Below are 16,299 nucleotides of genomic sequence, written 5' to 3'. Positions count from 1 at the left end.
AAAGAACATGAAGCTATGAATGCTGAGCATGAGACAATGGAAGTTGAACATAAAAAACTGACTTCTGAGCATGAAATGATTAAAAAAGAGGATGCGCAAATGATTAAAGAAGATCAGGAAAAAGCAAAAGCAAAAGAAGCAGCATCTGATAAAGAATAAGTTACATTAGGTATCCCTAAACTTGAATCGAGTTAATGCTATTTAACTCGATTTTTTTATTGGCTTTTTAACAACTTTTTTTGGTTTAGAGTTGTTTCAATTGCGAGCTTAAGTACTGTAGGCTTGCTGCCTGGACCAATTGTTAGCAGTTTTGGTCCTGTTATTGGTATCCCGTTAAACGGTCTAACAGATATTTTGCCGTCTGGTTTTCGTTCAAAATACGTATAGTTTTTATCACCTTCTATTTGAGCACAGCCTTTTACTCTAAGGATATTTTCTGGAAGTAAAGCACAAATTTCATAAATGCAATCTATATCGGGAAGTTGTGGTAAATCTGTTGAGGATGAAGCCCAGTGTGCTTTTTGATGATTAAATGTTTGAGCAACATTGTTAGAAGGGATTAACTCCGGAAGTAGCGAAATATCTAAATTCTCTGTAGAAACAATGGTCGCTAATGGATTATAAGTCTTGAGGCTTTGGATAACGATATCTTTTCGGGAAGAAGAAACTTGATCTGTATGCGTTAACACAATAAGCGAGGAAACTTGGATTTGATTAGCTTCAAGTTCATTGTGTTCTTTTCTATTTTGCCAGTTATTAACATCTACAACAGATATTTGTATTGGTGGTAAAAATCGTTCATTAAGTCCGACACCAAGAAATTCCATCAAGGAGCAGGCATCAGAAGTTCCGTTAGCCTCAATTAAAGTGATTCCTTTCTTGCGCTCAGGGATTCTATTAATTGTATTCCTTAATTCAACAATACCATTGCAACAAATGCAGCTTCCGCTGAGAGGTTTAATTTGATTTAATTCTAATTGTTTGGAAAATTGCTGAGCGTCTAAATTCGCATTTTCATAATCATTCAGAATAACATAAGGACGCCAATTTCTATCAATGAAATTATCTAGCAAATATCTTAATAATGTAGTTTTTCCTGAACCTAAAAATCCTACAACGGTTATAATAGCTTCTTTGTTTTTCAATAGTATGACGTCTTTTAGAGGTGAATTAAATATAAGTTTTATTTATAAGATATATATTGAGTACTAAGATTTTGTATCACGTTTTTCGTGATTATAGAAGTTTCTTTGGTAATGTGTTATAATTAATTTAAACAATGTTTGTCAACACAAACCAAATCAGAATAAATGTCCTCAAAGATGTTCTTATCTTTACTATATATTTTACCTGAAATTTTTACTGGAGTGTTGTGTAAAACGTTTAATGCAAGTTGAAGCTCACTTATTTTTTTATTCAAGTGATAAGAAAAAACTAAAAAATAATCCTGATCTGTTTGCCAAAGTATTTCAGAATTTAACTTTTGGTTTAAAATATGACTGTAGAACTCTTCCAATCCACGTATATCAATAAAATCACGATTGCTTATGGCGTCTCTAATAATGTGGTTATTATCGGACAAAGCAAATGTAATTTCTTTAATATCATTTGTTTGAACTAACCTATTTATTTGTCCTACCATTTCCGAATCGAATGTTATAGAATTCCCCAAAGAATTATAATAGTAATTTTCCTGATCAAAGGTCTTGTTGATTACAGGTTCCAGATAATCAGTAGGACAAAGAAAATATAGGTGTTTTTTCATTCTAAACTAAATTGGGATTTAAAACAAAAAGTAAATGAGATTAAAGAATCTAGGCTATAAGTTTTTTAAGTCAACAATTTCAAAGTTTTTAGCATCAAAATAATCATCTAAACCATAGTCGGTATTGATTATAACTCCTCCTAAAAGTGCTACTTTATCCACAGGAAATTCATCTTTACAAGTTTTGATGTACTCATGAATTTTCTCATCAATAATCTTATAAGTAGCTTCCGTAATCCCTTTTTGTGGATTATCACTATCCATTATTTCTTTTCTGTAAGGAAGCAGGCTTTCTTCCAGTTTCATTTGTTGATAATCATTTTCACTTAATACCGGTTTATAATTTGAATCTTGAAGTCTACTCAAAGCGAGCATAAGAGCGCCACAAGAATTTCCAGTTTCTTCTTGGCGAGGTCTGTACATTTTTCCTAAATCTCCTTCTAAGGTTATCCCAATATGAGGGCCATAAAATATAAAGGCACTACCTTCATCTGGAATATGATGAGCAAAAGCCGTCATACCTGTCTGACCTACAAATGGTAAACCTCCAAGTCCTCCCATAATAAAAGGACCAAATAATACATTAAAAAAGGTCGTTGAAGGAACATTGATATCATCAGAGCAAACTGATGTTGCCATTAATACTTTTGAGATATCAAGCTTGTGTTCATTTTGCATTTTTCCTAAATAGTGAATAGATGTGTCCTTTGCATCCATGGCATTAGGGAAATGTTGTTTTACAACTTGATCAAATTTTCTTTGTAACATAATGATGATTTTATCGTGATATATCTACTGCGAGATAACTTTGTAATTACTCGTAAATATAAAAGATAATTTATTAATGCAACATTATTGCATTAATAAATTATCTAAAGAAATCTTAAAATTTTACAATAAGATTTTTGAAAGGCTAATACAGATAAGAAATTATCAATTAGTTATTCTTTCGTTATATTATAACGTTGGTTCTTGATAGGTTGGAATAGGCCAGTTATCTTGAGTAGAGAATTGTTTGTTTTTCCATTGAATTACTTCCTCATCGGTTAATAAACATGAATTCAATTTTGCTGTGGTTGCATCTACATCTAAATTTTGCCCGATAAATACAAGTTCATTTTTACGATCTCCATAGATGGTGTTCCATTCGGATTCGATCATTTCTTGATTATTTACAAAAGCGGCATAACCCATTCTTTCGTCTAAAGGCATGGAGGCCCACCACACACCTGCAGGATCGGTTTTCAACGATTTACCTGCAGAACCCCAAATAAGAGCTTGGTCGGGTCTAGAAGCCAACCAGAATAATCCTTTGCTGCGAATGATATTCGAAGAAAATTGATTTGCGGCAAAATCTAAAAAACGTTCCGGATGAAAAGGCTTACGACTTCTGTAGACAAAAGAGCCTATTCCGTATTCTTCGGTTTCAGGGATGTGCTCGTTTTCAAGTTCTTGGATCCATCCTGCTGATGCCTCAGCTTCGTAAAAATCGAATAAACCTGTGTCAATTACTTCTGCTAAAGGTATCTGAGAATTCTGAGTTGGAATAATACGAGCTTTTGGATTTAACTTGTGAATAATGTCGTATAAATTTCTTAATTCGGATTCAGTAACTAAATCAACTTTGTTTAATAAAATTACATTTGCAAATTCTACTTGATCGGTAAGAAGATTAGCAATAGTACGATCGTCATTTTCAATATTAGTTAGATCTCTATCAATTAGATGTTGGGGACTAGAAAAGTCTTTCGGAAAATTAAAGGCATCTACCACGGTAACCATGGTATCTACATAGCTAAATCTGCTTAAATCTAGCTGTCCATCTTCACTAGCGAAGCTAAAGGTTTGGGCAACAGGTATCGGTTCTGAAATTCCTGTACTTTCTATGATGAGATAATCAAATCTGTTTTCTTTTGCTAACTTTTCTACCTCAATCATCAAGTCTTCTCTTAATGTGCAACAAATACAACCGTTGGACATTTCTACAAGCCTTTCTTCAGTTCTGGAAAGCGTATTTTCATTTTCAACAAGTTGAGCATCAATATTTACTTCACTCATGTCATTCACGATAACAGCAACTTTAAGCCCTTCTTTATTGTGTAAAATATGATTTAATAAAGTAGTTTTTCCAGCTCCTAGGAATCCACTCAATACAGTAACAGGTAATTTCTTAGAAATACTCATCAGTTTAAGGGTAAAATTAAAAATTTATGTGAGCTCAAATTTAATAATAAAATAATAAATGCAACTAAGTTGCAATTGTGATTTTACCTCTTTTAGTAATACACTTAATTTGTTTATTTCAATTAAAAAGAAAGGGATCTCAAGTTAATGTGTTATTTTTCGCAAAAATTATATAGATGAATAAGATGAAAATAGGGGTGCTTACGATATCAGATAGAGCAAGTAAAGGTATTTATGAAGATATTTCTGGTAAGGAAATTATAAATGTAATGAATGAATATATAGCTTCTGATTGGATTTCTTCATACCATATAATTCCTGATGAACAAGATGTTATAGAGCAAAAATTAATAGCTCTGAGTGACGAAGAAGAATGCTGCCTGATATTTACAACAGGAGGCACTGGACCAGCACCAAGAGATGTTACTCCTGAAGCTACTGAAAATGTCTGCAAGAAGATGATGCCTGGTTTTGGAGAGTTGATGCGTCAAGAAAGCCTAAAGTATGTCCCAACGGCAATATTATCTAGGCAAACAGCCGGAATACGAAATAAAACATTAATTGTAAATCTTCCTGGAAAACCTAAATCCATTAGAGAATGTATACAAGCAGTATTTCCGGCAATTCCATATTGTTTGGAATTAATAGGGCATCCGTTTATGGATATAAATGAAAATAATATTAAGGTTTTTAGACCTAAAAAATAATGACTTAAAAACAAAAGGGTTTTATTAGTTAGGTAAGGCTTTTTGCAATCTATACGATATTAGTGCTTGTAACCATTTTTTTGAAGTCTATCTAGTTTGTAGTTGCTTTTTTAAGCTAGTGTTATTTTTGATTACTTGTATTTTAATTAGAAAAAAGTAGAATAAGTTTTACTCACATCCATTCACATTAAATTCTATTTTTTTAGTATTTATCCATTGATTATTCTTGTTTATATAGAGATGAGAGCCTTCAAAATTAGTAGTTATAAAACCTGTTAACCGAGGTTGGTTATTCGAAGAAAAAATAGGTGTAAATTTAAAATCATGTGTTGTGGTGCTGTATGAATTCTCGTAATGATCCAATGTTTTTATATACTCAAATTTTTCATTTGTATGATCCCATAGCAAGGAGATGTTAGTATAAAAATCTCCATACTTTCCGTAAGCACAAGCATCTCCAAATATGAAATTCACATACGTATACAAATGATTTTTAATTTTATAAGTGGTGATTGTTTGTACATGATTTTCAATATTGGAATTGTCTATTCCTAATTGTTCATTGGCTAAAGCGGTATTTTCTTTATATATTTTGGTTGTTGCTACTTGATTTAGAACTTCTTTATGCGGATTTTTAATTGTAAATCGATAATCCTGTTTAAGTGTATTGATGCGTGCGATTAAAGGTTTGAAATCTTTATTAAAATCATGAAGAATAGCAACAAGTTTTACATTTTCCTTCATATCCATAATTTCTGCAGCTCTTTCTCTATTTTCTGCTTCATTATGACGTGTCGCTACATGTATAGATTCGTCATCATAGCGTTCAATTTGACTCCAATGTAATGATGGTACAGCAATTATAACGAAATCAAGAATCTTAGAAGTTGTTTGTTCACCTTTTGCATTGTGTATAGTAACAGTAGAATTGCGCATATTTTGTATGGTAGTAGGAAGATATTCCTTTTTGCAAGTTGCGCTCGCGACATATTCTCCGTAGTTGATTTTTTCGTATCCATAAATGTCATCAATAGCATTTACATCAACTTTAGTATCTAAGAGCATATATCTATTTCCATAGATTAAAAAGTAATCTTCTGTGATAGGAGTGATTAACTTTCCTGAAAATTTTATATAGCTTTTAATTTTCTTTGTTTTAAGAGCAGCTAATTCTTTTTCTGCATCTTCCTTCGTCTTAAAAGGTATACAGTTAATGAACCATCCATTGTTTAAATTACTGTATTGTGCAGAATTTAATACTGTTGTTTCGAATGTATATTTTTTTTGTATTTGTAATGCTTCTTCATGGCTTTGCGCTCCTGATAGAATAACTAACCACTGATTTTCTATTTTTTGATTTTGGTTGGTTTTGTTATGAGTGTTTTCTATAGGTTTTGCACTAATACTTGAATTATTGTCTTTTTCTTGAACTTTGTTTTCTGATTTTTTATCTGTGTCACATGAAACCGTCAGAAGTGTTAAAAAGAATGACAAGAACAATATTTTTTTCATTTTTTGGTGTTTTTATTCGGTTATATGGATGTGCATAATTTACAGATCGAAATTATAGGGAATACATTAGTTGTGTTACACTGCTTTCAGTGAAAATAAGAGTGTTTTGGATAAATCTGAATGTTCTAAAAAGAGAAGTGGACGGATTGTTATCGGTTTTGTTTTTATAAAAATGATAAGAAACAAAAAAGCCTTACTAAAAAGTAAGGCTTCCTGTGATCGCGACAGGATTCGAACCTGTGACCGTCTGCTTAGAAGGCAGATGCTCTATCCAGCTGAGCTACGCGACCAGTACATCATATGTTTTTCAAACTGTCGGGGTGGCAGGATTCGAACCTGCGACCTCCGCGTCCCAAACGCGGCGCGATAACCGGGCTACGCTACACCCCGAATTTTGAAAATAATACTCAAAATTAAAGCGGAGAGACCGGGATTCGAACCCGGGCAACACTTACGCGTTGACAGATTAGCAATCTGCTCCATTACCACTCTGGCACCTCTCCTAAATCAAAATTGATTATGAACATCACATTAATATTTCAAATGCGGATGCAAATGTAGCTTTTATGAGTCTATCATGCAACATTTTTTTAGCATTATTTTCGTTTTAATAAGGATATAATTTTAAAAAGTTGAAAATCAGTTTTTTCATTTGGAATAATTTTTGAAAAAATTAAAACAATACGATATCAAAAGATATAAATAGTGATTTCAATCTAGAATCATATATTTGTGTTACTCGACCCAAATACTATTACATATGCATTTGAAAAATAGAAAAACAGTAATGAATATAAAATGCTTGGTATTCTTTCTCATTTTGATTAATGGATACGCATATGCCCAGAAACCAGTGCTTTCTGAAGATTTTAGTTTTAAGATAGGAGAGAAGTATAAAAGGATTAAAAGTCTAAATTCCTATTATGTTGCTTCTGGAGAACATATGGTTGCCATTAAGAAAGGTAGAAGAAATATGACTGTCCAACGATTTACATTGAAAGATCTGAAAGAAGATGTAAAGAAAAGACAAATCATTGAAGATAAAGGAGATTTTCAGACTGTAATGAATTTGAATGGTAAAGCAGTAGTCTTTTATACGGTAAAAGATAAAGCATTTGCCCAACGAATATCATTGACTGGTATTATTGCAGAAAAACCTGTTTTGGTAGGAAGTGATAAGGATAATATTACAAATGATGTAGGTTTTAAAAGTACCCATGGTTTTGATGCAGGAGGAAGAATCAACAAATTCGTTTTTAAAAAATCGTTTGATGGTTCTAAACTTTTAGTACTGTTTAGGGTAAAAACTGCTAGTGATAAGGCAGATAAAATAGGAATAAGCGTTTATGATGCTAATCTGAAATTGCTTTGGAGTAGAAAAGTACGACTGCCTTATGCAAGTAAGAAAGTAGAAAATGAAGATTTTGCAATCGATAATGAAGGTAGTTTTTATATGACTGCCTCTATATTTAATTCTGGAGATGAAGAAAAGAGTAAATTAGAAAGCACTTACAGGACCGAAGTTTTTAAGATAAAGGAAAACCCTAAAGATATTATTAAGAGTAAAATAGAGTTGCCAGGAAAATCTATAATGGATGCAGTAATTGGCTTGGATAAACAGGGAAAAGTTAGAGTTTCAGGTTTTTATGTAAACAATGATAATAAAATAGAAGCTTCTGGTTTGTTTTCAGCAAGTTTAAATGATGAAGGAGTGGTGTCTTCTGTAGTAAAAAGTGATATTCCTACCCGAATAGCACAAGAATATGCACTAAAAAGAGAAGAGCGTATTAATGAAGGAACTCAGGATGAAAAGGATAAAAAAGATTTCGAAAGTTTAAAGGTTAATGATGTAGTATATAATGAAGATGGTAGCCTTGTAGTACTTGGAGAACAACGATATGTAGAGTCTTTTACAACTTCTAGTTCTTCCGGCTCTAGAACTACTTATAAATATTTCTATAGAGATGTAATAGCTTCAAAATTAACGTCAGAAGGTGTTGTGAAATGGTTTCATAGATTACCTAAGTATCAAACGGGAGCTAAAGGGAAAAGGAGTATGTCTTACCTTAATTTTAAAAACTCTGGAAAGCATTACTTGTTTTATATTGAAGATTTTACCAATCTTAAAAGATCTTTTGATGAATATCCAACTCGATATTTTGATGGTAAAAAAGAATTTTTATATCTAACATCTTATACAATTGATGATGCTACTGGTCAGGTAATTAAAGAGCCAATTTTAACTGGAAGTGATATTAGAAATTCTCGATTAGATAATCTTGAGGTATATAAAGCAGCAACTTTACCTAATCAGGATATGATCTTTGAAGCGTTTGATGGTAAAAAGAACAACTTACTTCTGAAGGTTTCTTCTACTAAATAATAGTTTTTTTCTTAAATAAGTGCTTATTATTCTTTTTTAGGGAAGAATAATGAGGAAATAAAAAATAAGATGTGCTTTTTTCTAAAAACATATCTTATTTAAATTTATTAATATATTTTTGTGCCCCAAAAATATATTTATGAGAAAATTATTACTGTTATTACTGGTTACTACAGCATCATTTGCCCAATTAAAGGTAGGGAATATTGATCTTGATTTTGGTGAAGCAATAACTTCTAAAGATGGAAACGTTATCCAAATAGCCGGAGAAAGAAACAATATTGTTTATGCATTAGCAAAAAAGAAGAAAAGTTATTTTTTACAAACTTTTGATGCTGCTACAAAATCTTTTAAAAGTAGCACACTACTTGAATTTGATAAAATCGATGGATACAAGTTATTTGTAGAGGATTTAGCTGTTGTTGGAGAAAAGGTGTTTTTAATGCTTTCTTACTATGATAAAAAGGCTAAAACCAATAATTTCTTAGCAAAAGAGATTGTAGGGAATGAAATTGTCAATACTACCAACGTATTGTCAGTTCCTGTTGAAAGTAAAAAGAAGAAAGGAACCTTTGTATTTACTACTTCATATGATGATTTTAATTATTTAGTTGCACATGTTGGTATTAACTCTAAAAAAGAACAACTAAAGTATACAACAATTCTTTTAGATGATACTTTAACTGCTGTCTTGAATGATAGTTATGAAGTTGTTTTTGAGGAAAAAAACAGACAATTTTTTGACTTTTCTGATGTACAAGTAAATGAAAAAGGAGATGTGTTAATTACCACAACGGAAAGCTATAGAGATAAGAAAAAGAAAACAAGTATTAATAACATAACGATACATGCGTATTTAGCTAAAAATAACTATGAAAAGCAAGTAACTACAGTTGTGTTAGAGGGTAAACGAGCATTAAGTTGTAGTTTAATGGAAACTAAAGATAATGTTTTACATGCTATTGGTTTTTATTCTGATTTGAAGAAAAGTGGTAAAGCAGAATCTACAATTGAAGGTGTATACGATGTTATTTTTGACTACAGCAAAGGCGAAGTTGTGAAAAAAACATTTAACGACTTTACTGTAGAAACTAAAGCACAATTAATTGGAGAAAGAAGAGCTAAAAAAGGTAAAGATTTAAAGCCATTTTATAGAAACATTGCTTTTGTAGAAAGAGATAATGGAGGAGTTATCGTGCTTTCAGAATATAAATTGGTTATCGAAGGAAAGTCTAGTGGATTCGGGCCAATGGCAATTACACCATATACCTATATCGCAAATGAAATAATAGTGACCGCTTTAAAGAAAGACGGTACTTTGGATTGGAGCAATGTGTTACCTAAAAAACAACAAGTGGTAGTTTCAGAATTAGGTTTTTCTATTGGTCTTGTAGGTGCTTCTGGAGGAGTCTCCGTTTCTGCAGGGTTGTATTTTCCTTTAACTATTTTGGGGAGTGGACCAGAGTATTTAAGTGCAATACCAATTTATCATAACGGACAATTAACTGTAGTTGTAAATGATGATCCTAAAAATATCGGTGTTACCAAATTAGATGATGTAAAGAAGACAAAAAGGATTAGTAATATGATTCCTGTAGTATTTTCTTTTAATGAAGAGACCGGAGAGATTTCTAGAACGGATCCAGAGGAGTTTCAAAAGAAACAAATAGTTGTTAAGCCATCTGCAAAGTATAGACAAAACTCTAATACATATTGGATTTACGGAGGTAGTAAAGAAGGAAATGCTTTAGGTAAATTGATTGTAAATTAATTTTAAAAATTATCTGGTTTATCTCTTTTAAAAAGAAGTGAAACCATTTTAACTAATAAAAAAAGGAAGTTTAGGCTTCCTTTTTTAGTGGAATAAATTTAAGATTTCATGGTAACATTTACCCTTGTTCTGATACTTAGATATGAATCAATGAAAAACTGATATAATTGAAAAGGGAATTAAATAATCTAAAAAAGTAATAAAACATACATTTTTAATTCAGTTAAAATAAAACCATCACATATGAAAAACACTTATATCTTTTTGTTAGGATTTCTAATATCCTCGTTTAATCTATTTGCTCAAGAAAACATTAAATTATCTGAAAATTTTACGGTAGAAGTAGGAGAAGAGTTTAGTGAAACAGCGGGAGGTATAAAAGAATTTTACAGGCATAATGAATACGTTATAAAGTTTGCAAATCATAAAAGGTATGATTTAATAATTCAAAAATTTGACCCAATAACGCTAAAAGAAATTGAAAGAATTGAAAAGGTAGGCTTTTTTGAGGATACGGAGAAAGGAAAATTAATTAGAGTAGAGCGTGTCGGTGACAATGTTGTGTTTTTATATCGTTTATGGGATAAAAAGAATGATAGTAGTATAATAAACATTAGAACCATATCTCTTAATGATTTAGTGATTAGTGATTTTAAAACTGTTTTAAGTATTGGAGATGAAATATCTACTCGTGCTTTTGATTTTAAGGTTTCTTTTGATAAAACAAAATTCTTGGTTTTGTATAAGTTGAATCCATCAAAAGATAAAGAGCTAAAGAAATTTGAAAGATATTCTGTGAATGTTTTTGATAAAAATGTAGACAAGATCTGGAGTAATAATATCAAGATTCCTTACAAAAAGACCGTATGTATGAATCTTGATTATTCAATAGATAATGAAGGTAGTTTTTATTTTTTAACCAGAGTTTATAAAGACGAAAAAAGTAAAAAAAAGAAACCCTTTTTAAATCCAGATAGTAGTATTGAATTACTAGAACTTCATAAAGATGCGAATGACTTTGTAATTAGTAAGATTGATGTGGATGATTATTTTGTGGACATGACAGCAATTGGTCAAAATCCTAAAGGAGGTGTTATGGTAACAGGTACGTTAGGGAAAATATTTGATATGAAGAAAAAAGATGGTGTGCTCTCGCCTATAGGGTTCTTCTTTTCTTACTATGATAAGGCAAAAGGTTTGCTGAAAGTAAACAGATATAATTTCCAAGATAAAATACTGAATAAGTATAAGGAAGATACTAGGATACTTAAAAAATATAGAAGTAAGCTAGGGCCTTATTTTAATAATTTAAAAATCACTGATGTGGTATATAGTGATGAGGAAAGTATCTTGTTGATAGGTGAGCAGTATAATAATTATTCTAGAAGTATAAGTAGTGCATCGATAGGCTATACCCATTCAACTGTTTCAAGAAGATTTGATGATATTTATGTAGCTAAAATTCTTTCAGATGGATCACTAGCTTGGTCACAACGATTACCCAAACAACAACGGGTAGATAATAGAGGTGCTTCAGAAATGTCATTTGAGTATGTCGGTTTAAATGGGAAGCATTATCTATTTTATCAGGATCATATAGCAAATTTAAACCGAGCCGAAGATGAAGCTCCATCACCATTATGGGATCTTACTACAGGTTATTTAATGGCATATGTTATCAATGATGAAAATGGATCTATTACCAAAGAACCAATTTTTAATTTAGCAGATGTTAATAATGGAAAAAAATTAGAAAATTTTATTACTGATAATATTTTGAAGCTCTCAAGTTCTGAGATTTTGATTGAAGGTTTTAATGGTGATAACAAAGATTTTCTGGTAAAAGTAAAGGCAAGATAGAATTTTTATTTGGTCAAATTAAAAGAGGAGGCATTTGCCTCCTCTTTTTTGTATTAGATATTAGAGTAGAAATTACTCTGACATATTTTCTTCCATTTCTACAAGCTTAGCAACATTTCTTACGATATGACCATGTTTCCTTACAAAAGGATTAGTTTGGTCCCATACATACCCTGCTAACACAGCGCAAATTTGTTCTCTAAAGTCTTCTCTAGGCTTATCATGAAAAATGATTTTTTGTAAGTTGCCTGTATACCATTCCTTTACATAGGTAGAGAATACATCAACGCCTCTTTTCATATAATTTACAAAATCTTCTTGCCAATCAACTTCTTCCTTATTTAGTTGTTTAATAGCAAGCTTAGCTGCTAATAAACCTGTCTCCGTAGCAAAAGATACTCCTGAAGAGAAAACAGGGTCAAGAAACTCAGCGCTATTTCCGGTTAAAACAAAGCCATCTCCAAAAAGCTTCGTAACATTTTTAGATATGTTTTCTACTTTGTAAGGTTCGAAAAGATAGGGTACATCTTTAAATTGTTTATAGTAATAAGGTGAGGTTTTCATCATCTCTTGTAACACCTCGGTTTTACTTCCTTCAAATTTGTTGATCCAATCCATAGGCCCTACAAAGCCAATACTTGTATTACCATTAGAAAATGGAATATACCAGAACCATACTTCTGTTTCAATAATTTCAAATGTAATTGTTGTGCCTTCAACTCCTTCAGGTCGATTTACATCCTTAACTTGTGTAAAAATAGAGCCGTGTTCTGCAATTTTTGGAGGAGCTTCAAGCCCTAATTGTTTTGCGATTACACGTCCAAAACCACTAGAGTCAATAATGAATTTAGCTTCAATTTGACTTTCCGAGCCATCTTTGTGTTTCAATGTAGTAATAGAATCAGTACCTTCAAATTCAACATTAGTAACTTCCGTCTCGAAGTCTACATTTACACCTTGTCTAATGGCTTCATCAATTAATGTTTTATCAAAATGATCTCTGGGAACTTGCCATGTCCAATCCCAACCATCACCATGTTTTTTACTAAAATCGAAACAACCATGGACTCCATCCTTAATAAAACGAGCGCCATGTTTTTTTTCATACCCTTGTTTCATCAAACAATCCAAAAGACCTGCTTCATCAAAATTATCCATACATCTGGGAATTAGGCTTTCCCCGACTTGAAAACGTGGGAACTTTGTCTTTTCAACTACCTTAACATTTATTCCATGTTTGTTAAGATAAGCGGCGCTAACACTGCCCGAAGGGCCAGCTCCAATAACTAGAACATCTACATTTTCTTTTTTCATAATTTTCAAAGGTACTTTAAATACATTACATTTGCCCTCGTAAAAATAAAGAGTAAACTTGAATTTTTTTACAAATATTGGAAAAAACTTACTAATTCGCGAATGCTAATATCAGAAGAAAGGTTAGAAATTAAAGATTTCCTTAGCGTTATTTTTAAGGGAAAAGAGGTTACAATAGAGGAATCCATTGTTAAAAGAGTAGATGATAGCTATAAATTTTTAGAAAAATTTTCTGAGAATAAAGTAATCTACGGTGTAAATACTGGATTTGGTCCTATGGCTCAATATAAGATTGATGATAAGGATAGGATAGAATTGCAATTTAATCTAATCAGAAGTCATTCGTCTGGAACTGGAAAGCCTATGGAGCCTTCATATGTAAAGGCTTTAATGTTAGCACGATTAAATACATTATCTCTAGGTAAATCTGGAGTGAATGTTTCAGTAATTAGAGGTTTAAAAGATTTAATAAATCATGATATTACCCCTCTGATTTTTGAACATGGTGGTGTTGGAGCAAGTGGAGATTTAGTGCAATTAGCTCATTTGGCGCTTGTTTTAATTGGAGAAGGAGAAGTTTTTTATAAAGGAGAAAGAAGAAATACAAAAGATGTTTTTAACGAATTAGGTCTTACTCCAATTGAAGTTAAGATCCGAGAAGGGTTGGCTTTAATGAATGGTACTTCTGCTATGACCGGTATCGGTATCGTTAATGTAATCAATGCGCAAAAGTTACTGGATTGGTCTATAGTTTGTTCCTCTGCAATTAATGAAATAGTACAGGCTTATGATGATCATTTATCGGAAGAGCTTAATCATAGTAAATTACATTTAGGGCAACAAGATGTTGCGCGTAAAATGCGAGAGCATCTATCCGATAGTAAGTTGACTAGAGATCGTACTGAGCATTTGTATTCTGGTCAAAATGGGGATACTTATTTTAAAGAGAAAGTACAAGAATACTATTCTTTAAGATGTGTTCCTCAAATTTTAGGTCCTGTATGTGATACGATCAAGCATGTAGGAAGAATACTTATAGAAGAACTAAATTCTGCAAATGATAATCCTATTATAGATGTAGAGACAGAACATGTATATCATGGTGGTAATTTCCATGGAGATTATGTTTCTTTAGAGATGGATAAATTAAAGTTAGTAGTTACTAAGCTTTCAATGCTGGCAGAACGTCAATTGAATTATTTGTTAAACTCCAAGTTGAACGATATTTTGCCTCCTTTTGCGAATTTAGGAAAGTTAGGTTTTAATTTTGGAATGCAAGGAATTCAGTTTACTGCAGTTTCTACAACGGCAGAAAATCAAACACTTTCTAATTCTATGTATGTGCATAGTATTCCTAATAATAATGATAATCAAGATATTGTTAGTATGGGGACTAATGCTGCGAATATGACTAAAACTGTAATAGAAAATACATTTGAAGTCCTTGCTATAGAGTTAATGACTATTGTACAAGCATTAGAGTATCTGAACTTTGGTGATAAACTTTCTAGTAGAACTCAGAAATTAGTGAAGGATATCAAAGAAATAGTACCTCCGTTTAATAAAGATTACATTACATACCCATACGTACAAGGGGTTAAAGACTTTTTAAAAGAAAATAATGCTTATTAATTATTGGATTTAGATTTAATATGTTTTATTATTAGGAAAAGCATGTTTACTTATGCTTTTTTATTTGTACTAAAAAATAAACCTTAAATATAAATATAATGAAAAAAGCAATTTTAATTACACTAGCATTAGTATTTGGTTTACAAACAATATTTTCTCAGGAGCTTGCAAAAGTTAGGGAAGATGGAAAATTTGGTTACATAAATAAAAAGGCAGAGTATGTAATACAACCACAATTTAAGAAAGCAAACAGTTTTGCGGATGGAGTAGCTCTAGTTTTAGATGGAAAGAAATGGGGATACATACTTCCTGATGGTAAATGGCTTTTAGAGCCTCAGTTTGGAAAAGCTAAAGATTTTAATAGTGGCGTAGCTGTAGTTTTGAAAGATAAGAAATGGATATATATTAATAAAGAAGGAAAAGAGTTGTCCTATTCTGATGCCGAGAAAATATATCCGTTTAAAGAAGGTGTTGCATTTGTTAGAGACGAAAAAAAAGTTGGATTAATGAATGCGAAAGGTGAGGTTATTGTAAAGCCTGAATACAAAGTTATCAAAGGATTCCAGAATGGATATGCAAGATTTGCCAATCAATCTGGTCAATGGGGAATTATAGATAATAAAGGAAGTGTTATTATAAAACCTGAATATACATCTATTGGAAATTTTAGAAATGGAGTGGCTAGAGCGGAAAAAGGAGAAGATGTATACGGAATTGTTTCTGATTCCAAATTTAATGAAGTAGAAGGAGCTACTAAAATATGGGATTTTAGAGAAGGAGGTAAATATACAATTGCCATGAAAGATGAAAAATATGGATTCATTGATACTTCAGGTAAATGGGCTATTGAACCGCAGTTTGTAAAAGCAAAAGCTTTTAAAAATGGATATGCTGGGGTTTATGATGGTAACAAATGGGGCTTTATTGATACTAATGGAAAAGTAGTTATCGAAAATAAATACGATGACGTAGATTATTTTGATGAAAATGGAATGGCTCCAGTTAAAATAGAAGATTGGGGATTCATAAACACAAAAGGTGAGTTGCTTATCGAGACAAAATATGGTATTACTGCTGGAAGTTTCGGATTCTTGTCTGGTAAGTCTCAGCAAAAAGGATTTATTGACGGTTTAGCGCGTGTGAAATATGAAAAAAAATGGGGCTTTTTAAC

Annotated in this window: 12 protein-coding genes and 3 tRNA genes; 6 read left to right on the top strand and 9 right to left on the bottom strand. The window is 31.7% G+C overall.

Features of this window, described 5'->3' with window-relative positions; all coding sequences use genetic code 11:
• Positions 1–215 precede the first annotated feature (215 nt).
• From GBO31_RS22340 to GBO31_RS22325, 4 genes are all read right to left on the bottom strand, one after another.
• Positions 216–1,145, bottom strand: coding sequence for a GTP-binding protein (locus GBO31_RS22340; RefSeq protein WP_219010807.1), 930 nt, complete (start codon positions 1,143–1,145; stop codon positions 216–218).
• A 122-nt stretch (positions 1,146–1,267) separates the two neighbouring features.
• Positions 1,268–1,765 (bottom strand): hypothetical protein, encoded by a 498-nt coding sequence (locus GBO31_RS22335; RefSeq protein ID WP_219010806.1) that lies wholly within the window; start codon positions 1,763–1,765, stop codon positions 1,268–1,270.
• A 54-nt stretch (positions 1,766–1,819) separates the two neighbouring features.
• Entirely contained in the window at positions 1,820–2,533 is a 714-nt protein-coding gene (locus tag GBO31_RS22330) for a hypothetical protein (RefSeq protein WP_219010804.1), read from the bottom strand.
• 189 nt (positions 2,534–2,722) lie between these two features.
• Positions 2,723–3,949, bottom strand: coding sequence for a GTP-binding protein (locus GBO31_RS22325; RefSeq protein ID WP_219010802.1), 1,227 nt, complete (start codon positions 3,947–3,949; stop codon positions 2,723–2,725).
• 176 nt (positions 3,950–4,125) lie between these two features.
• Here GBO31_RS22325 and mog point away from each other — a divergent pair, with 176 nt between their 5' ends.
• A complete protein-coding gene (gene mog, locus GBO31_RS22320) occupies positions 4,126–4,656 on the top strand; it encodes a molybdopterin adenylyltransferase (RefSeq protein WP_219010801.1) in 531 nt (176 codons plus the stop codon).
• 168 nt (positions 4,657–4,824) lie between these two features.
• Here mog and GBO31_RS22315 read toward each other — a convergent pair whose 3' ends face one another.
• The 4 genes from GBO31_RS22315 to GBO31_RS22300 form a co-directional block, all read right to left on the bottom strand.
• On the bottom strand, positions 4,825–6,168 hold the full coding sequence (locus GBO31_RS22315) for a hypothetical protein (RefSeq protein WP_219010799.1): 1,344 nt from the start codon (positions 6,166–6,168) through the stop codon (positions 4,825–4,827).
• A 216-nt stretch (positions 6,169–6,384) separates the two neighbouring features.
• Positions 6,385–6,458: transfer RNA gene (locus tag GBO31_RS22310), tRNA-Arg, on the bottom strand.
• A gap of 25 nt (positions 6,459–6,483) precedes the next feature.
• Positions 6,484–6,558: transfer RNA gene (locus GBO31_RS22305), tRNA-Pro, on the bottom strand.
• Positions 6,559–6,587: 29 nt separating this feature from the next.
• Positions 6,588–6,671 (bottom strand) — tRNA-Ser (locus GBO31_RS22300).
• A gap of 257 nt (positions 6,672–6,928) precedes the next feature.
• Here GBO31_RS22300 and GBO31_RS22295 point away from each other — a divergent pair.
• The 3 genes from GBO31_RS22295 to GBO31_RS22285 all read left to right on the top strand — a co-directional run bounded on the left by GBO31_RS22295 (position 6,929) and on the right by GBO31_RS22285 (position 12,182).
• Positions 6,929–8,551, top strand: a complete 1,623-nt coding sequence (locus GBO31_RS22295; protein ID WP_219010797.1) for a hypothetical protein — start codon at positions 6,929–6,931, stop codon at positions 8,549–8,551.
• Positions 8,552–8,690: 139 nt separating this feature from the next.
• Entirely contained in the window at positions 8,691–10,322 is a 1,632-nt protein-coding gene (locus GBO31_RS22290; protein WP_219010795.1) for a hypothetical protein, read from the top strand.
• A gap of 243 nt (positions 10,323–10,565) precedes the next feature.
• Positions 10,566–12,182: a hypothetical protein gene (locus GBO31_RS22285; RefSeq protein ID WP_219010794.1), complete on the top strand. Its 1,617-nt coding sequence runs from the start codon at positions 10,566–10,568 to the stop codon at positions 12,180–12,182.
• 72 nt (positions 12,183–12,254) lie between these two features.
• Here GBO31_RS22285 and GBO31_RS22280 read toward each other — a convergent pair whose 3' ends face one another.
• A complete protein-coding gene (locus GBO31_RS22280; protein ID WP_219010792.1) occupies positions 12,255–13,496 on the bottom strand; it encodes an NAD(P)/FAD-dependent oxidoreductase in 1,242 nt (413 codons plus the stop codon).
• Between the two features lie 102 nt (positions 13,497–13,598).
• Here GBO31_RS22280 and GBO31_RS22275 point away from each other — a divergent pair, with 102 nt between their 5' ends.
• Positions 13,599–15,128 carry an HAL/PAL/TAL family ammonia-lyase gene (locus GBO31_RS22275; protein ID WP_219010791.1) on the top strand — a complete coding sequence of 510 codons (1,530 nt, stop codon included), beginning with the start codon at positions 13,599–13,601 and terminating at the stop codon, positions 15,126–15,128.
• Between the two features lie 98 nt (positions 15,129–15,226).
• Positions 15,227–16,299: WG repeat-containing protein (locus GBO31_RS22270; RefSeq protein ID WP_219010789.1), on the top strand; the 1,073-nt coding region annotated here is incomplete at its 3' end.

This window comes from Aquimarina litoralis (assembly GCF_019295435.1).
Taxonomy (GTDB): domain Bacteria; phylum Bacteroidota; class Bacteroidia; order Flavobacteriales; family Flavobacteriaceae; genus Aquimarina; species Aquimarina litoralis_A.
Note: the sequence above shows the minus strand (reverse complement) of the source record. Positions and strands in the feature narration are given on the sequence as shown.